Below are 17,336 nucleotides of genomic sequence, written 5' to 3'. Positions count from 1 at the left end.
AAGTCATGAGATTGCTTCTTTGCGGGCTGGCTTTTTCAGTGTTGAGTTTGCAGCCGGTGTCGGCTGCGCCAATCAATGCCGAGCAGGCTTATGATTTGCTGTTCCAAAACGGCGTTTTGGATACCATCTCGCGCGATAAGGAACTGGTTTATCAGCGTACGGTCACAAACCAACTGAGGCCCGATGCGGCGGAACGCGATACCGGAGATATCGCGCTCAGCTTTCGGGACGACGGAACCGAAATGGCACATCTGGAGTTTCGGCAGGACAACAAGCACCGCGCGATGGGTGTCTTCCCGGCCAGCGTTGGAAATCCGATGATCATGGTGTTCTATGAAAGCGTTATCCGGGATATGGCTGAGTCTGCCGGGGGAAGCCCGTTTTATATCCGCAACCGCGTCAAAGACGCGCTGGTCCAGCCCGCCGAAGTGGTCGAGGGTGAGGCGGTGGTCGATGGCAAAACCGTGCCCGTGCAGACCATCTTCATGCGTCCCTTTGCCGAAGATCCCAACCGGGACCGTATGCGGGGCTTTGGGGATCTCATCCTCAGCGTCACCGTATCGGATCAGGTTCCGGGCTGGTATCTGAGCCTTGTTGCCGAAGCCATGCCCGAAGGGGGAGGCGCGGCTGTTTATCGGTCGGAAATGCAGTTTGAAGGATTACAGGAGGAGCGCGAATGACTGGCTCAGGCCATGTGTGGAAGCCCATTGCAGTTGTAATTGCGGCCTGTCTGGCGGCCCCGTCAGCATCTGCGCAAAGCGTTGCGGACCGGCTCAACGACTATCCAACTGCGGCACGCGCGGACTATGTATTCGCCTGCATGATCACCAATGGCCAGACGCGCGAGATGTTGGACAGGTGCTCTTGCTCGATTGATCTGATCGCTTCGATCTTGCCTTTTGAGCAATACGAACAGGCGGAAACCGTTCTGTCGATGCGTAGGGTCGGAGGCGAACGCATGGCGTTCTTCAAAAGCGCAGTGATGGCCGAAAACCTAGTGATTGACCTGCGTCGGGCGCAGGCCGAGGCCGAGGTTGTCTGTTTCTGAGCTAAACGCGAATGGCGCTTAACTGGCCGCCGCTTTCGGCAGGTCTTTCTCGAACGTGTTGCCCTCGGTATCTGTCGCCTTGACTGTCAACATGGTCGAGCCGTTGTCGTTATAGGCAAAACGGAATGCCGGGTTTTCCGAGATCGAAATGCCGCCATCCATGGTGAACAACAGCTCTTCGCCCTGCCAGACCTCGATATGGTCGATGAAATGCGCAGGTATGAACAGTTGCGTGACCTGATCGCGCTGCAGGCCGGAATAGTTCGGATGCCGGATCATGATCTGAGCCTCGCGGCGCGGTGTCGAAACCTGCGCCTCTTGTCCAAAGCTGCGTAGCTTCATCTTGCCCATCGACGCCAGGGCGACCTCGGGGTCTTTGCTGGCCGGGGCCGAGCAGCCGCCCGACGCTTTGACAAAGCGGCCCGTCATGTGCAGACCGTCAGGCGTTTCGGCAATCACGCGGACGTTGGAGTATTGGTTCACGCGAACCCGCATTTCGAAATCCAGCGCGCCCATGGCCTCTGAAAAGGTAAAGACACCTGCGATCGGCGCCGGATTTTCGTCGATGACCACTGTAGCGGCAGATATCTCGGCATTGGGATCCAGTTGCTTCAAGACGATGGGCACCGTTGCTGCATCATGTGCCCGATAGGGCGCTTCAAGCGCAATCAACGTGTCCGCATCACCGATCTGGGCGTCACCGACAACATCATATCGCAGGTCCTGCCAGGTTTCGCCGTCTACAAGCGGATTCTTGACCGGCTGTTCCGCCCATGCGGGCAGGGACAGCGCAAGTGAAAGGATCGCTGCGGGTGCTAATGCTCTGGCCATGTTGTCTCCTCCGGCAACCGGTGCCGCAGAATATGCCACAAAACACCCAAAAAATATATGCCGACGAAAGGCGGTGTGGCGCTGGTGGTGATCTGTGCCAAGTTCTGAGGCGGAGGGATATCATGTTCGAAGCCGTGATTTTGCTATGCGCGCAGGCCGCGAAAGAGCCTTGCCGGGAACAGCTTTTGCCGGGCTACGAAGCGGCAACTCAGGCCGATTGCGAACAGAAGCTGGAGATCACGCCGCCGCAGCTCTCCGAGCGGCATAGTGGTGATCCGGTCTGCCAACCCGTTGGTCAGAAACTGGAATTCGAAGAGGCCGCACCCGGTCTTTTTGTACATCGCGGGTGGATTGAAGAGCCCAACGCCGACAATCTGGGGGATGTGTCGAATATCGGATTTGTCATCGGGCAGGACAGTGTCGCCGTGATCGATACCGGAACGGCCCCCTGGATGGGAGAGGCGGTTTGGCGGGCCATCCGCGCAGAGACAGACAAACCCGTCAGTCACGTCATTTTGACCCATATGCATCCCGATCACACACTCGGAACCGCACCTTTGATCCTGACGGGCGCGCAGGTCGTTGGTCATGCCGGGTTAGAGAGAGCTTTGTTGGACCGGTTGGGAAACTATGTCGAAAGCCTCAGCGCGATCATAGGTCCCGGTGCCTATCTAGGCGTTGGTCCAATCACGGTCGATCTGACCGTTGAGAGCGAAGAAGAAATTGATCTGGGCGGGCGCACGCTGGTCCTGCGGGCCTGGCCCCGAGCCCATACCGGGAATGACCTTACAGTGACGGATGTGAACTCGGGCGTCATGTTCACGGGCGATCTGGTGTTTCACCGGCATACTCCGGCGTTGGACGGCCAGCTGATCGGTTGGCAGCGTGTTCTGAAACAGATGACCGGGCTGGACGTCACTCAAATTGTCCCCGGTCATGGCGGCCCTATTCTGGCCTGGCCCGACGGTGCCCGGGATATGGCGCGTTATCTAAATGTGCTGGAAACCGACACGCGGGCGGCCATCGACAGTGGCCAGCGTCTGGGTGATGCGGTTGAAACAATTGCGCAGGGGGAAGCGGCTGAATGGGACCTGTTTGAGGCGTATAACCCGCGCAATGCAACGGTTGCGTTTACCGAGCTTGAATGGGAATAGCGCCGGTCAGCGAATGGCCCGATTCAGGTTTTTGGCGGCGTCCAGATTAGTTTGATCTGCCCCTTCAATATCGGTCAGTCGCGTTGCGGTCAGATCAGCATCTGTAAAATCCGCGCCAGAGACCTTGGCGCCGGTCAGGTCTGCCCCACCCAGAGTGGTCATCGACATGTCCGCACCAGTAAAATCCGCGTTTGGGAGCTTGGCAAACTCCAGATCAGCGCGGGACATTCTCGCATCGGTGAAATCGACGTCCGCTCCCTGTGCCGAGGTCAGCACGCCGCGCATAAGGCCCATCGATTGGTTGCGCATGTCGGCCGAGAAATCCGCTCCCTTGAATATGGTCCGGGTCAGGTTCGCCTTGGTGAAGTCAGCGGCGGTTCTGGCCTTTGTGAAATCGGCATCGCTCAGGTCTGCCTGGCCAAGCTGGGTCTGAAACAGCTCAGCCCCGACAAGCGATGCGCCTGATAGGTTTGCGCCCAGCATCCAGGCCTGACTCAGAATCGCGCCGTCCAGGGTGGATCCCGACAAATCAGAGCTGTTCAACGATGCAGCCCGCAGGATCGCATTGCTAAAATCCAGCCCGGACAAGTCTAGATTGTTCAGCCAGATCCGGGTGAAATCGGCAGGGGCGTCGGGTGTGGCGGCGTTCAGCCGGGCGACGACATCGGCGCGGGTCATCTGCGCCTCGGTCATTTTGGGCAATGACATATCCACACCACTGAGCGGTGACTGACCAAGGGCCGACAGAGGCGTGAAAGCGAGTAGTATGATCAGTAAGGGTCTCATGTGCCCCTCCTGCGCGTTAACCCTGATCCGTCGTCAACTGCTGCAGCATTTGCGAAATCGCAAACAGGCGACGTTCGAGGATTTGCGGGGTTTCACACAGATAAGTGATCGAGCGCTGGCGGTCGGAATAGATCAGCTGGTCCCAATCCAACTGCTCTTCCAGAGCGTCTACGCGATCGTAGTCCGGCGGCTCAGCAGACAGCGCCTGCTCCATTTCCACACGGGTCAGGTCAATCTTTTCGGCCATATCGATCTGGTTCAGCGAAAACTCTCCGATCCCGGCGATGATACGTTTGCGGCGTTTCGATAGGGTGTCGAAGACGTGTTGGAACACCAATCCCAACACATCCGGGTCGCCATTATAGCGCGCTGCAAATTCGGCGACCTGAGGCTGCAACTCTTCCAGCTCGATCCGCCTTAGGGACAGCAGCCCGGCGATTTCGTCGATCTCTGCACTGTGTTGAGCGGCCGCGTTCTCGGCGATTTGGTGCGGCCACATAAGACCTAGCGACAGATCCTCGACTTTGCGTTGGATACACGGCCAGGTTGGATCGGAAAAATCCGCGGCAAGGCTTGGGCTGGCCGCGCCAAGCCAGGCCAGCGCCATAACAATAAGCTTGCCGTTCGACATCACAGCTCTCCTCCACGCGGATACTATGCATGAAATCTGCGCGCTAAGTCCATTCAACCCAATACACACCATTGTCTTAATTGTTTGATCCTCAGGCTGGCCCTCATACTCGACCCAAGCAGCCGGCTGTGAATGATTCCGGCGCCAAGGGAGGACAGACAGACATGAGAACACGCGCGGCGGTTGCTGTGGCGGCAGGCCAACCTCTGGAAATCATGGAGGTCGAGCTGGATGGCCCGAAAGCAGGCGAAGTCCTGATCGAGGTTAAGGCGACCGGTTTATGTCACACGGATGAGTTCACCCGTTCGGGTGACGACCCCGAAGGGATTTTTCCGGCAATTCTGGGCCATGAGGGTGCCGGAGTTGTTCTGGAGGTTGGCGAAGGTGTCACCAGCCTTGAGGTCGGGGACCATGTTATCCCGCTCTACACCCCTGAATGCCGCGAGTGTGAATACTGCCTGAACCCAAAAACAAATCTGTGCCAGAAAGTGCGCGCCACGCAGGGGGCCGGCTTACTGCCCGATGGCACGACTCGCTTCAGCATGTTGGATGGCACGCCGATCCATCACTATATGGGGTGTTCGACCTTTGCCAACCACACCGTGGTGCCTGAGATCGCGCTGGCCAAGGTGCGCAAGGACGCGCCGTTCGACAAGATTTGTTACATAGGCTGCGGGGTTACTACCGGCATCGGTGCCGTGATCAACACCGCCAAGGTCGAGATCGGATCGCGCTGTGTGGTTTTTGGTCTCGGCGGAATTGGCCTGAACGTCATTCAGGGCTGCAGGATGGCGGGTTGTGATCAGGTCGTTGGTGTGGATTTGAATGACGGCAAGGCTGAAATGGCAACCCATTTCGGTATGACCGATTTCGTGAACCCCTCGAAAGTCAGCGGTGATCTCGTGGCGCATCTGGTCGAACTGACCGGGGGTGGTGCGGATTATACGTTTGATGCCACGGGCAATGTGGGCGTGATGCGCACCGCACTGGAATGCGCACACAAGGGGTGGGGCGAAAGCATCATCATCGGTGTGGCCCCTGCCGGTGCCGAGATTTCGACTCGCCCCTTCCAACTGGTCACGGGCCGGTCGTGGCGCGGAACTGCGTTTGGTGGGGCCAAGGGTCGGACAGATGTCCCGAAGATTGTCGACTGGTACATGGATGGCAAGATCGAGATCGATCCGATGATCACGCATAAGCTGTCGCTGGATGAGATCAATCACGGCTTTGACCTGATGCACGAAGGTAAGTCGATCCGTGCCGTGGTGGAGTTCTGATATGGATCTGAAAGTTATCTCACAAAACCGCAGTTTCGGAGGAGAACAGACTGTTTACTCTCATCCGTCCGAGACTTGTGATTGTGACATGACTTTTGCCATCTACCTGCCGCCTCAGGCCAAAGTAGGGCCGGTGCCTGTGCTATGGTACCTGTCCGGCCTGACCTGCACCCATGAAAATGCGATGACCAAGGGCGGGTTTCAAGAGGCGGCAGCCGATTACGGAGTTGCGGTTGTGTTTCCCGACACATCCCCGCGCGGTGACAATGTTGCGGACGATGACGCCTATGATCTGGGTCAGGGCGCGGGGTTCTACGTGAACGCCACCCGCGATCCTTGGCGGTCTCATTTCAGGATGTATGATTACATCGTTGACGAGCTGCGCGACATCGTACTCAAGAACTTTCCGGTTCAGGATCGTCATGGCATCACTGGTCATTCTATGGGCGGTCACGGCGCGATCACAATTGCGATCCGGAATGCCGACAAGTTTGGCTCGCTTTCCGCATTTGCCCCGATTGCGCACCCGACACGCTCGGATTGGGGGCGTAAACAACTCAGCAGTTATCTGGGCGATGATGAAAACACCTGGGTCGAGCATGACGCCACTCTGCTGCTGGAAGAACACGGCTGGAAGAGTGATTTGCTGATCGATCAGGGGGCCGATGATCAGTTCCTCGATCTGCTCAAACCCGAGGCGCTGGCCAACATGATGGCCAAGCGCCGCCAGCCCGGACAGATTCGAATTCAGGAGGGGTATGACCATTCCTATTTCTTCGTGAACAGCTTTGCGCGTGACCATGTCGAATGGCACGCAGAACGTCTTAGCCAATGAAAAAAGCAAGGAAAGATAGATAGTGTTCAGAACGGTATTCGCAGCAACCTGCTTCATGCTTGCACCCGCCTTTGCAAGTGCCGACGGCGATCCCGAAGCGGGAGAGAAAGTCTTTCGCAAGTGCAAGGCCTGCCACGCTGTGGGCGAAGGTGCTGAAAACAAAGTGGGTCCTGCGCTGAACGGTATCGTTGGCCGTCAGGCAGCGACCGTCGAGGGGTTTGGCTATTCGCCTGTGCTGATTTCGCTTTCTGAGGAAGGGCTGATCTGGACACCCGAAGAACTGGATGCGTTTTTGACCAAACCGCGCGACTACGCAAAGGGAATCAAGATGACCTTTGCCGGGCTGCGTAAGGAGGACGATCGCACCAATATCATCGCATATCTTGCGACCTTTGAGGAGACAGGGTTGTAAGAAATCGTACTGCCCGCCCGCAGATAGGACCCGGAAAAGGGCCGGTCAGGGCGCGCATCAACAGACACCGCAACCCAGTCTGGGTGAGGTGTTGCAATGCAGCGATTTCGCTGCACGAAAGGGAGGAGATTGAATGAGAAATCTATCGCTTTGGACCTCCGGGATCGCCATTGCGCTGGCCACTGCGGCTTATGCCAATGACGACCTGATTGCCCAGATGGAAAACTCGAAACAATGGGCGATCCAGACGGGTGACTACAAAAATCAGCGCTATTCCGAGCTGGATCAGATCAACGCGGACAACGTTGGTGATCTGCAGGTGGCGTGGACTTTTTCGACTGGCGTTCTGCGCGGGCACGAGGGGTCTCCGCTGGTGATTGGCGACATGATGTACGTCCACACGCCGTTCCCGAACATCGTTTATGCGCTGGATCTGGCCAACGATGGAAAAATTGTCTGGAAATACGAGCCCAAACAGAACCCGGATGTGATTCCGGTGATGTGCTGTGACACTGTGAACCGTGGTGTGGCCTATGCGGATGGCAAGATTTTCCTGCATCAGGCGGACACCAAAGTTGTGGCACTTGACGCCAATACCGGCGACGTGGTTTGGGAAGTTCAGAATGGCGACCCGGCGATTGGTGAAACCAACACAGCCACCGTGCTACCCATCAAGGACAAGGTCATTGTTGGTATTTCGGGCGGTGAGTTCGGTGTACGCGGGTCAGTCACAGCCTACGACATGAACTCGGGTGAGCAGGTCTGGCGTGCCTATTCCATGGGGCCGGACTCGGACATCCTGGTTGATCCGGAAAAAACCACGCATCTGGGTAAACCCGTTGGAGCAGACTCGGGAACGAATACCTGGGAAGGCGATCAGTGGAAGATCGGTGGTGGCACCACATGGGGCTGGTATTCTGCCGATCTGGACGAAAACCTGATGTACTATGGCACCGGTAACCCGTCGACTTGGAACCCGGCCCAGCGCCCGGGCGACAACCGCTGGTCAATGACCATCATGGCCCGCGACATCGACACCGGTATGGCCAAATGGTTCTACCAGATGACGCCGCATGACGAATGGGACTATGACGGCATCAATGAAATGATCCTGACGGAACAGGAAATTGATGGCGCCGAGCGCAAGCTGCTGACCCATTTCGACCGCAACGGTCTGGGATACACCATGGACCGCGTCACGGGTGAGCTGCTGGTGGCCGAAAAGTTCGATCCGGTTGTGAACTGGACAACTGGTGTCGACATGGACCCCAACAGCGAGACCTATGGCCGCCCGGCTGTGGTTGCTCAGTATTCGACGGAACAGAACGGCGAGGACGTAAACTCGACTGGTATCTGCCCGGCGGCTCTGGGGACCAAAGACCAACAGCCTGCAGCCTATTCGCCGAAGACTCAGCTGATGTACGTGCCGACCAACCATGTCTGCATGGACTATGAGCCGTTCCGCGTGTCCTACACCGCAGGTCAGCCTTATGTGGGCGCGACCCTGGCGATGTATCCGGCACCGGACAGCCATGGCGGCATGGGTAACTTCATCGCCTGGGATAACACCGACGGAACCATCAAGTGGTCGTTGCCCGAGCAGTTCTCGGTCTGGTCCGGGGCTCTGGCAACTGCGGGTGACGTCGTCTTCTATGGCACACTCGAAGGATATCTGAAGGCTGTTCACGCTGAAACGGGTGAGGAACTCTATAGGTTCAAAACCCCGTCCGGGATCATCGGTAATGTGATGACCTATGAGCAAGGCGGCAAGCAGTATATCGGCATCCTGTCGGGTGTTGGCGGCTGGGCCGGTATTGGCCTGGCAGCTGGTTTGACCAACCCGAATGACGGTCTGGGTGCTGTTGGTGGCTATGCTGCGCTCAGCGATTATACCGCGCTGGGTGGTCAGCTGACCGTGTTCGCACTGCCGAACTAAGCCAAAGATCTGACCGGCGCGGCCCAGCAGGACCGCGCCGGTTTTTCACCTCTAAAGAAACGAGCTTTCCATGAACCACTCTGTACGTCTTCTGGCATCTGTTCTTGTGTCCTGCCTTCCCATTGCTGCGGCGGCGGACAATCTGACAGTCTCGTATTCCGAGGATGGACGGTATTATACCGAAGACGATATCCCGACGTTCAATGTGGCCGAGGATGGCACTGTGGACTGGATGACATTTTCCGGTTTTCGCCGCTATCACGCGGAATGCCATGTCTGCCACGGTCCGGATGGTGAGGGTTCGACCTATGCGCCGGCTCTGAAAGAGTCGGCCCTGGATATGGATTATTATGACTTTGTAGATATCGTTACAAACGGTCGTCAGGTGGTAAATGCCGCCGAAAATTCGGTGATGCCGGGATTTGGTGACAATCCGAATGTGATGTGCTTTCTAGATGACATCTATGTATATCTGAAAGCACATGGATCTGGTGCGATCCCGCGTGGTCGCCCCCCCCAGAAAGAGGCTAAATCGGACGTGATCCGAGAGGATGAAGATGCGTGCATGGGCTAAGGTTTGCCTTGTTCTGACGGGGCTTGGTGTCTGGCTTGGCCAGGCACTGCCCGCGCAGGCGCAAACCTCTGATCTGGTGTCCAAGACTGCCCTGCGGGTCTGCGCGGATCCGGGCAACAATCCCGTATCGTCCAAAGACGAATCCGGATACGAAAACCAGCTGGCAGAGCTGATCGCCGCAAAGCTGGAATTGCCCGTGCAATATGTTTGGTTCCCGCAAGCGACAGGGTTCATTCGCAACACGTTGGCCGCCAAACGCTGTGACGTTGTGATCGGCTATGCGCAGGGGCATGAGCTGGTGCAGAACACCAACCACTATTACACCTCGGCCTATGCGTTGATCGTGCCCATGGATAGCGAACTGGCTCAGGTGGCTACTTTGAACGATCCCGCGCTCAAGGGGCAAAAGATCGGGATTGTGGCCGGGACGCCTCCGGCGGCGCATATGGCGCGGAACGGATTGATCGGGCAGGCCAAACCTTACAACTTGTTTGTCGACCGGCGTGTTGAAAGCCCGGCTGTCGATATGTTGGAGGACCTGCAAGCGGGTGAGATTGACGCGGCTGTCCTTTGGGGCCCTCTAGGCGGGCCGTTGGTCAAGGCAGACTACCCTGATTTTAAGGTGATCCCTCTGGTCAATGAAGAGCTGCCTCCACGTTTGTTCTATCGCATCACAATGGGCGTTCGGCAGGGTGAGAAGGTCTGGCAAAGGCAACTGAATTCTCTGATCCGGCGCAATCAGGATGAGATCAACGCGTTGCTGGCCGAAGCCGGAGTTCCGCTTGTGAATGATCTGGGAACCGAGGTGCTGGATCTGTCGCAATGATCCGCGCCGTGTTGGCTTTTGCCCTGCTCTCGACCGCCGCCATAGCGCAGACTGTGCCCGAGCCGGGCGATTACCGCATGGATCACTATCGCGCGCCGGTGCCGGATCAGATTACCGGCGGCACAACCATCGGCCCGGAAGAGGCACACACCCTTTGGCAAGATCAGAGTGCTGCGTTTATCGACGTTTTGCCCCAGCCGCCCAAACCGGCAAACTTGCCTAAAGGCACGATCTGGCGGGACAAGCCGCGTAACAGTATTCCCGGAACGCTCTGGTTGCCCAATGTCGGCTACGGCGCAATTGCGGATGTGACAACTGAGTATTTCCGGTCCGGATTAGAGGCCAGCACCAAGGGCGATACGGCGCGCGGCGTTGTGTTCTTTTGCCTTGAAGACTGCTGGATGAGTTGGAACGCCGCCCGACGCGCAATCGAATGGGGCTATACCAACGTCTATTGGTTCCCCGAAGGCACAGATGGCTGGGCCTTGTGGGGCTATCCGCTGGAGCGTGTCGAACCCGCGCCCGGCCAACCCGTGACCGGAGGGGGTTGATTTAGAAGCCCGCCAGTTTCTTATGCAGATGGCTGACCGTGCCATCCGTGTCGGTCATCGTCACATCCACCGCTTGCGAACGGCTGGGAACGGATATGCCGACCCGCGGGTTTTCGGACAGTGAAATCGATCCCGTCATCTGAACATAGCCCGCGCCATCAAGATCGATATCCACGGTTTCCACGTATCGCATTGGTATGAACAGAAGAGAAATCTGGTCCATCTGCATGCCCGAATGCGATGGGTGGTCGATGCTCAGGTCCATCTTGTTGGCCCGATCCGCGCCCAGATTGGACAGGCGCGCCCGCGTGTCCAGCGCGGGCACGCGACCGACCAGTTCGGCCTCCATGGTGCCCAGACTTTCCAATGCCAGTTCCGGTTCAGTGCCCGGAGGCGCCGCGCAAGCGCCAAGACCGGATGTTTTGACAAAGGTTTCCGACACCCAGAGACGGCCATCCGTGGTCTCGGCAATGACATGCATCGGCGTTGGCCCGTTCACGCGCATGGTCACGTCGAAGTAAAAACTGGGCAGCGGCTCTTCCAGCTCGAACACGGCAGAAACCGGCATCGGGTTCTCATCCAGCACCAAGGTCACCTTGGCCACTTTGCTCCCCTGAGGGGCTACAACCTGCGCCGCCAGTTCGGCCCGCGCATCATCGGGTGTGCGATAGGGTGCATCAATCGCGATCAACGCGTCGCCGTTCTGCATCTCTCGGTCGCCATAAAGCAGGGTTCGGACGTTATCCCATGCTTCATTTGATGCCATGGCCGGGGGGGCGGCCAGTATGCAGAACAGGGCTGCAATCAGGTGAGAAGCCTTCATTGTCTTCCTCCTTGTAGAAATCTGCCAAAAGCACGTGGCCCGTCGCAGGTTTCTATCGTTTCTACCACAGACAGCGCCTTTGGGTCCACGATGCTGACGGTGTTGTCGAACCAGTTTGCGATGACCAAAAGATCCTCGCTGGACGTCGCGTCGATACCTTCGGGGTATTCTCCGACCTCGATCAGCGCTTCATGGTGCAGCGTATCCACAGAGATGACGCTGAGCGTGTTGGCATACTGGTTCGTGACAAATGCGCGGCCATGGGCGAAGGCGATGCCATAGGGGCGTTCGCCAACCGGGACCGTCGCCGTAACCACACCGGTTTCGACATCGACCACACTGACATCGTTGCTGCCGACATTGCCGACAAACAGCCGCCCATCTGGTGCAAAACGCAATCCGAAAGGGCGGGTGCCGACCGGGATGTGGCGCAGAGGCCGAAGGGTTTCTGCATCAAATACCGAAACCTGATCCGCCTCTTTGTCAGCCGACACAAGATACCTCCCATTCGCCGAAAGCGAGAGCCCAGCGGGGGCGGCACCGGTCGAAAGCTCGGACAGAACGTTCAGATACTCGCTGTCCAATACCCAAAGACGGGCGTAATACCAGTCAGAGACAAAGACCCGTCCGCGCGGATGATCCAGTGCGATGCCGATTGGTCCTCCGTCGAGCGTAACCTGCGCTATCGTCTCACCTGTCTCAGCAGATAAACGCTGCACCGTCTTGTTGTCCGGCGACACGGTAAAAAGCGTTCCGTCGCGGCCAACGGCCACGCCCGCAGGTTTGCCGGGCAGAGGCCAGCGCGCTGTTTCCCGCTGTTTGGCAAGTTCGATCCGGCTGAGCTCTTCGCCGTTTTGACAGGTGATAAACGCCGTCTCTGCCAGCGCGGGGCTGCCAGAGAGCGCCATCAACACCGTCAGAGCGCGGCTAGCTTGCCGCACCGAAACGTTCGACCAGGGCATCAAGGCCCGCCTGATATACGGCAGTTACGGCGGCAATGGCAGCTTCGTCATTCAATTCGGCTGGCGGATCGTTGTTCGGATAGCCGCGATAAAACGCACCGCGCCATTCGATGATCGACCCGCCCCCATCTCGCGGTTTGACCGTCAGATGTGACGAGTAGTTGGTGACTGGCAGGACCTCAACCGCGACCTCAGTGATCCGGTAGGAATAGCTCATCTTCTCATCGCTGAACTTATAGAGAATTTCGTCAACCGTCGGCCCGCCTTCCTGGCCGAGCGTCAGCAGACGTGTTGCGTCAATCTCATTGCCGCCTTTGCCTTCAGTCGAAAAGACTGCGGGATGCCAGGACATGTCTCCGAAGTTCCCGACAACCGCCCAGACGTCTTCGGGCGACGCGGATACCTCGGCGGTCAGCGTGACTTTCTGCCGGGTCGGGCCATGGGCCAGAGCCACACCCGGAACCAGCAGCGCGGCGGTTACCGCAAGAAGAGTTCGTCGATTCATTCTATGTCCTCCCTGAATGCGCTGAGTGTCGATTGGCGCGGCTCCTCTACCGCGTGTTGCGACATGCAAACATGCCGAACCGGCCACCCGAAGCAACCCCTACAAAATTGCAGAGAGTCGCGGGAAACCATAGCAAGATCAACCGCATACGCGCATTCTTATAAAATAAGAATCGAGCATAATGATGAAGCTGTTAGGATTTGTTTTACAACACGGCCAAAAGTATCGGTTCCGTTTTGGGGGCGCTTCGCCCTTGATGAATCAAGCCTGATCTCAGACGTGCAGGCAAGGGGAGGACATGTTGAATATTCGCGTGCTGCCGCTGCTTGCGGCGCTTTTCTGGTGTGTGTCAGCTGTAACCGCGGCGGCAATCGATGTGAAAGCTGCGGTGCTGCGGATTGACTACCCGTCGCTACTGCCCATCTCGCGATATGACCTGAAGCCTGACGATCTGGGTTTTGCAGGTGCCGCGCTGGGAGATGAGGACAACGGCACCACGGGTGGCTTTCTGGGACATACTTATGAGACTGCAACGGTCGCCGTTCCACCGGAACAGGCGGACGCCGCGATGGATCAGATCCTTGCCGACGGTGTACGCCTGATCGTGCTAGTGGCCGACGCTCCTGACGTTTTGCGCCTGACGGACAAGGCGGCAGAGGCGGGGACGCTGGTCTTTAATGCCGCGGCCCCGGATATCGAATTGCGCGATGCAAATTGCCGGGGCAACCTGCTTCATATCGCGCCGTCCCGCGCGATGAAGGCGGACGCGGTTGCGCAGTTTGCGGTCTGGAAGAAATGGGACGATTGGTTCCTGCTGGCCGGGTCGAACCCCGAGGATGTGAAACTCGCCGACGCCTACCGCCGCGCGGCCACCAAGTTTGGTGCGAAGATTGCCGAGGACCGGACCTTTGTGGATACCGGCGGCTCTCGGCGGACGGATTCCGGCCATGTCCTGGTTCAGCGCCAATTGCCGCTGGAGACACAGGATGTGCGGGATCATGACGTGGTGATTGCTGCAGACGAAACCGATTATTTCGGGCGTTATCTGTCATACCACCTCTGGACCCCGCGCCCGGTGATGGGCTCTGGCGGTCTGCGCCCAACGACGTTCCATGGCGCGCATGAGGCCTGGGGCGCAACCCAATTCCAGACCCGTTTCGAAGAGCTGACGGGCCGCTATGTCCGGCCCGAGGATTACAACACCTGGCTGGCCCTTCGCGTGATTGGTGAGGCCGTGACCCGCGCCAGTACGGCGGAACCGAACGGGGTGCGCGACTATGCATTGTCGGATGAATTCGAACTTGCAGCCTTCAAGGGGCAGAAAGTGACGTTCCGCGACTGGAACGGGCAGCTGCGCCAGCCGATCCTTCTGTATGACGGGTCGATCACCGTCAGCGTCAGCCCGCAGGAGGGGTTCCTGCATCAGGTCTCACCACTCGATACGATGGGTCTGGATCGGGCGGAATCCAGCTGTCAGGCATTTGAATAACCGGAGGTTTTGATGAAACGACTATTGCTAACTGTCGCCTTTGCTGCGCTTGCCTCGGGTCCCGCGCTGGCGGGCAAGGCTTTTGTCTCAAACGAGCGGGGCAACACCATCACGGTGGTGGATACCGACACATGGGAGGTGATCACCGAGTTCCCCGGCGGCAACCGCCCACGCGGCATCACCGTCAGCCCGGATGGCACCAAGCTGTATGTTTGCGCCTCCGATGACAATATTGTTCGGGTCTTCGACACCTCGACCTATGAGGAATTGCCCAGCTTGCCGTCTGGCCCGGACCCTGAACTCTTCATTCTCGAACCCTCGGGCAAGCGGCTTTATATCGCCAATGAGGACGACAATCTGGTGACGGTGACGGACACGGAAACCCGCACCATTCTGGCCGAAGTGCCGGTTGGCGTCGAACCCGAAGGCATGGGGATGAGCCCAGATGCAAAGTTCGTGGTCAACACGTCCGAGACTACGAACATGGCGCATTTCATCTCCACCGAAGACTATACTATCAAGCACAACGTTTTGGTCGACCAGCGCCCGCGCTATGCCCAGTACACGGCGGATGGCAAACGCCTGTTCGTCACCTCGGAAATTGGCGGCACGGTCTCGGTCATGGACATCGCGGAGGATGGCACGCCCACAGTTGTTGGCAAGATCAGCTTTGAGGTTCCCGGCGTGCAGCCGGAATGGCTGCAGCCGGTGGGTGCCAAGGTGACCTCGGATGGCAAGCGTCTGTTTGTCGCTTTGGGACCCGCAAACCGGGTTGCCGTTGTGGACGCGCAAAGCCTTGAAGTGTTGGATTATATCCTTGTGGGGCAGAGGGTCTGGCAGCTCGATTTCACGCCGGATGAAAAATACCTGCTGACCACAAATGGCAATTCAAACGACATCACCATCATCGATGTGGCCTCTGAGAAGGCGATCAAATCGGTACAGGTCGGTCAACAGCCCTGGGGCGTGGTGACCATTGACTAAAGTTCTGGGAGGGACGGGAATGAAGAGATTTTTGATTGCAGCATGCGTCGCACTGATAGGCGGGCCGATATCGGGGGCCCCGCTTTGCGATGATCTGGGGTTTGCCGGACTTTTGGCAAAGTGCAACCGCGGTGAGACCATCGCGCTCACACTCGCGTCGGGGCAACCGCTGGGTGAGGATGTGGTCCTGCAATCCGGTGCCTATTACAAGCTTGAGATTACGGCGGATGGCTCAGCAGAGCTGGCCATCGAAGGGCCGTCGTTCTTCCGCGCGATCTGGATGAACGAGATCGTCATCAACAAGATCGAAGTCCGCCCGATGGCGGTGGACAGCATCGAGTTTGACAAGGCCGGCGTGGCGGAACTGTCGTTCATCGCCATCAAACCCGGCAGCCACGAAATTCGCATCCCCGGGTCCACGGGTGACTCGCAACGTATCACCGTCAGCATTCAATAGAGAAAGGATAATGCGATGAAAAATCTTGGAGTTTTGATGATCGCCGGTCTTATGGCCGCCCCGGCCTTTGCAGATGAGGTTGACGCGGAAACTGTTGGCAAGATTGAAGCCTACCTTGCCTCCATCGAATGCCAGATGGACCCTGACGATATCGAGGTTGAAGACGACGGCTATGATCTGGATGACGTCATCTGCAAGGGTGGCAACCAGTTTGATATCAAGCTGGACAAGGACCTGAACGAAGTCAGCCGTAAGGCGGAATAATAGACGAACAGGATGAAGCCATGATCAGACTGTTTCTCGCCTGCCTCGCTGTCGCGCTCACCACGGGCACGGTGGCGGCTGAGACCCTGCCGACTATTCGCGCCGCGGTGCTCAAGATCGGAACGGTGAATTGGGAGCTTGAGACCATTCGCCAGAACGGTCTGGACCAGAAACATGGCTTCATCCTTGATGTCCAACCCTTTGCCGACAATGGCGCAACCCGCATCGCGGTTGAAGGTGATGAGGCTGATCTGGCCGTGGCCGACTGGATTTGGGTTGCGCGACAAAGGGCGGCCGGGAAGAATTACGTCTTCATCCCGTATTCTAAAGCTGTGGGCGGCGTGGTCGTGCCCGCCGACAGCACCGCGACCAGTTTGAAGGACCTTGCGGGTGGCAAGATCGGCATCGCCGGTGGCCCGCTGGATAAATCCTGGCTGATCCTGCGCGCCTATGCAGCGCAGGAATATGGGATGGATTTGAAGGCAGAGACCGAACAGGTCTTTGGCGCGCCGCCCCTGATCTTCAAATCCGCGCTTGGCGGCGATTACGCCGGGGCGATCAACTTCTGGCACTTTCTGGCCAAGATGAAAGCGTCGGGTATGAGAGAGCTGATCTCGGTGGAGGAGGCCGGACAAGCTTTGGGGCTCGACACCGATACGCCGCTGCTGGGGTACTACCTGAAAGAGAGCTTTCTGAACGAAAACCCGGAGCTTGCACAAAGCCTCTTCGCGGCCAGCCGCGAGGCCAAGGACTTTCTGGCCAGCTCACCCGACGCTTGGGAGGCGATCAGGCCCCGCATGAACGCCAAGTCCGATGCGCAGTTCGAACAGCTCAAGACCGATTGGATCGCGGGTATTCCTGATCGCAGCCCCGTTGATGCCGCTGCCGCCAACAAGATGCTGGAACTGATGGCCGAACTGGGCGGGGCTGAGCTTGTGGGTGATGCGACAACAGTGCCACAGGGTCTGTTTGCTGACGTGGAATAGGGTTT

Annotated in this window: 21 protein-coding genes; 15 read left to right on the top strand and 6 right to left on the bottom strand. The window is 57.9% G+C overall.

Annotation, left to right across the window (positions count from 1 at the left end):
* The first annotated feature begins 5 nt into the window (after positions 1-5).
* Positions 6-680 carry a hypothetical protein gene (locus ACR0I7_RS13050; RefSeq protein ID WP_480511691.1) on the top strand — a complete coding sequence of 225 codons (675 nt, stop codon included), beginning with the start codon at positions 6-8 and terminating at the stop codon, positions 678-680.
* A complete protein-coding gene (locus ACR0I7_RS13045) occupies positions 677-1,048 on the top strand; it encodes a hypothetical protein (protein WP_480511689.1) in 372 nt (123 codons plus the stop codon). Before ACR0I7_RS13050 ends, ACR0I7_RS13045 begins: the two co-directional genes overlap by 4 nt.
* An 18-nt stretch (positions 1,049-1,066) precedes the next feature.
* Here ACR0I7_RS13045 and ACR0I7_RS13040 read toward each other — a convergent pair whose 3' ends face one another.
* On the bottom strand, positions 1,067-1,879 hold the full coding sequence (locus ACR0I7_RS13040) for a quinoprotein dehydrogenase-associated SoxYZ-like carrier (RefSeq protein WP_480511687.1): 813 nt from the start codon (positions 1,877-1,879) through the stop codon (positions 1,067-1,069).
* Between the two features lie 122 nt (positions 1,880-2,001).
* Between ACR0I7_RS13040 and ACR0I7_RS13035 the strand changes: the two genes are divergently transcribed.
* Positions 2,002-3,033, top strand: a complete 1,032-nt coding sequence (locus ACR0I7_RS13035) for a quinoprotein relay system zinc metallohydrolase 2 (protein WP_480511685.1) — start codon at positions 2,002-2,004, stop codon at positions 3,031-3,033.
* Positions 3,034-3,039: 6 nt separating this feature from the next.
* Here the strand turns inward: ACR0I7_RS13035 and ACR0I7_RS13030 are convergent, their stop codons facing one another.
* Together ACR0I7_RS13030 and ACR0I7_RS13025 are read right to left on the bottom strand one after the other, a co-directional pair.
* Positions 3,040-3,819, bottom strand: a complete 780-nt coding sequence (locus tag ACR0I7_RS13030) for a pentapeptide repeat-containing protein (protein ID WP_480511683.1) — start codon at positions 3,817-3,819, stop codon at positions 3,040-3,042.
* 16 nt (positions 3,820-3,835) lie between these two features.
* Complete coding sequence (locus ACR0I7_RS13025) at positions 3,836-4,450, bottom strand: hypothetical protein (RefSeq protein WP_480511681.1); 615 nt, start codon at positions 4,448-4,450, stop codon at positions 3,836-3,838.
* A 164-nt stretch (positions 4,451-4,614) separates the two neighbouring features.
* Between ACR0I7_RS13025 and ACR0I7_RS13020 the strand changes: the two genes are divergently transcribed.
* The 7 genes from ACR0I7_RS13020 to ACR0I7_RS12990 all read left to right on the top strand — a co-directional run bounded on the left by ACR0I7_RS13020 (position 4,615) and on the right by ACR0I7_RS12990 (position 10,861).
* Complete coding sequence (locus tag ACR0I7_RS13020) at positions 4,615-5,727, top strand: S-(hydroxymethyl)glutathione dehydrogenase/class III alcohol dehydrogenase (protein ID WP_480511679.1); 1,113 nt, start codon at positions 4,615-4,617, stop codon at positions 5,725-5,727.
* A gap of 1 nt (position 5,728) precedes the next feature.
* A complete protein-coding gene (gene fghA, locus ACR0I7_RS13015; RefSeq protein WP_480511677.1) occupies positions 5,729-6,562 on the top strand; it encodes an S-formylglutathione hydrolase in 834 nt (277 codons plus the stop codon).
* A gap of 55 nt (positions 6,563-6,617) precedes the next feature.
* Positions 6,618-6,974: a c-type cytochrome gene (locus ACR0I7_RS13010; RefSeq protein ID WP_480511675.1), complete on the top strand. Its 357-nt coding sequence runs from the start codon at positions 6,618-6,620 to the stop codon at positions 6,972-6,974.
* Positions 6,975-7,107: 133 nt separating this feature from the next.
* Positions 7,108-8,910: a lanthanide-dependent methanol dehydrogenase XoxF5 gene (gene xoxF5, locus ACR0I7_RS13005; RefSeq protein ID WP_480511673.1), complete on the top strand. Its 1,803-nt coding sequence runs from the start codon at positions 7,108-7,110 to the stop codon at positions 8,908-8,910.
* A gap of 70 nt (positions 8,911-8,980) precedes the next feature.
* Positions 8,981-9,484, top strand: a complete 504-nt coding sequence (locus ACR0I7_RS13000; protein WP_480511671.1) for a c-type cytochrome, methanol metabolism-related — start codon at positions 8,981-8,983, stop codon at positions 9,482-9,484.
* Positions 9,468-10,310 (top strand): substrate-binding domain-containing protein, encoded by an 843-nt coding sequence (locus ACR0I7_RS12995; protein ID WP_480511669.1) that lies wholly within the window; start codon positions 9,468-9,470, stop codon positions 10,308-10,310. The genes ACR0I7_RS13000 and ACR0I7_RS12995 overlap by 17 nt, the downstream gene beginning before the upstream one ends.
* On the top strand, positions 10,307-10,861 hold the full coding sequence (locus ACR0I7_RS12990; RefSeq protein WP_480511667.1) for a PQQ-dependent catabolism-associated CXXCW motif protein: 555 nt from the start codon (positions 10,307-10,309) through the stop codon (positions 10,859-10,861). Before ACR0I7_RS12995 ends, ACR0I7_RS12990 begins: the two co-directional genes overlap by 4 nt.
* 1 nt (position 10,862) lies before the next feature.
* Here ACR0I7_RS12990 and ACR0I7_RS12985 read toward each other — a convergent pair whose 3' ends face one another.
* Genes ACR0I7_RS12985 through ACR0I7_RS12975 form a run of 3 tightly spaced genes read right to left on the bottom strand, consistent with a single transcriptional unit; the run spans position 10,863 to position 13,151 of the window.
* Positions 10,863-11,684 carry a quinoprotein dehydrogenase-associated SoxYZ-like carrier gene (locus ACR0I7_RS12985; RefSeq protein WP_480511665.1) on the bottom strand — a complete coding sequence of 274 codons (822 nt, stop codon included), beginning with the start codon at positions 11,682-11,684 and terminating at the stop codon, positions 10,863-10,865.
* Positions 11,681-12,646, bottom strand: a complete 966-nt coding sequence (locus ACR0I7_RS12980; protein ID WP_480511663.1) for a YncE family protein — start codon at positions 12,644-12,646, stop codon at positions 11,681-11,683. The genes ACR0I7_RS12985 and ACR0I7_RS12980 overlap by 4 nt, the downstream gene beginning before the upstream one ends.
* On the bottom strand, positions 12,612-13,151 hold the full coding sequence (locus tag ACR0I7_RS12975; RefSeq protein WP_480511662.1) for an SRPBCC family protein: 540 nt from the start codon (positions 13,149-13,151) through the stop codon (positions 12,612-12,614). The genes ACR0I7_RS12980 and ACR0I7_RS12975 overlap by 35 nt, the downstream gene beginning before the upstream one ends.
* 298 nt (positions 13,152-13,449) lie before the next feature.
* Between ACR0I7_RS12975 and ACR0I7_RS12970 the strand changes: the two genes are divergently transcribed.
* The 5 genes from ACR0I7_RS12970 to ACR0I7_RS12950 are packed head-to-tail and all read left to right on the top strand — an operon-like array spanning position 13,450 to position 17,331.
* On the top strand, positions 13,450-14,640 hold the full coding sequence (locus ACR0I7_RS12970; RefSeq protein ID WP_480511660.1) for an ABC transporter substrate-binding protein: 1,191 nt from the start codon (positions 13,450-13,452) through the stop codon (positions 14,638-14,640).
* A gap of 12 nt (positions 14,641-14,652) precedes the next feature.
* Complete coding sequence (locus ACR0I7_RS12965; protein ID WP_480511658.1) at positions 14,653-15,624, top strand: YVTN family beta-propeller repeat protein; 972 nt, start codon at positions 14,653-14,655, stop codon at positions 15,622-15,624.
* Between the two features lie 19 nt (positions 15,625-15,643).
* Complete coding sequence (locus ACR0I7_RS12960) at positions 15,644-16,081, top strand: cupredoxin domain-containing protein (protein ID WP_480511657.1); 438 nt, start codon at positions 15,644-15,646, stop codon at positions 16,079-16,081.
* A 15-nt stretch (positions 16,082-16,096) separates the two neighbouring features.
* A complete protein-coding gene (locus ACR0I7_RS12955; protein ID WP_480511655.1) occupies positions 16,097-16,345 on the top strand; it encodes a PepSY domain-containing protein in 249 nt (82 codons plus the stop codon).
* A gap of 20 nt (positions 16,346-16,365) precedes the next feature.
* Positions 16,366-17,331 (top strand): ABC transporter substrate-binding protein, encoded by a 966-nt coding sequence (locus ACR0I7_RS12950; RefSeq protein ID WP_480511653.1) that lies wholly within the window; start codon positions 16,366-16,368, stop codon positions 17,329-17,331.
* The last annotated feature ends 5 nt before the right edge of the window (positions 17,332-17,336 follow it).

The organism is Ruegeria sp. AM1 (assembly GCF_056540745.1).
Note: the sequence above shows the minus strand (reverse complement) of the source record. Positions and strands in the feature narration are given on the sequence as shown.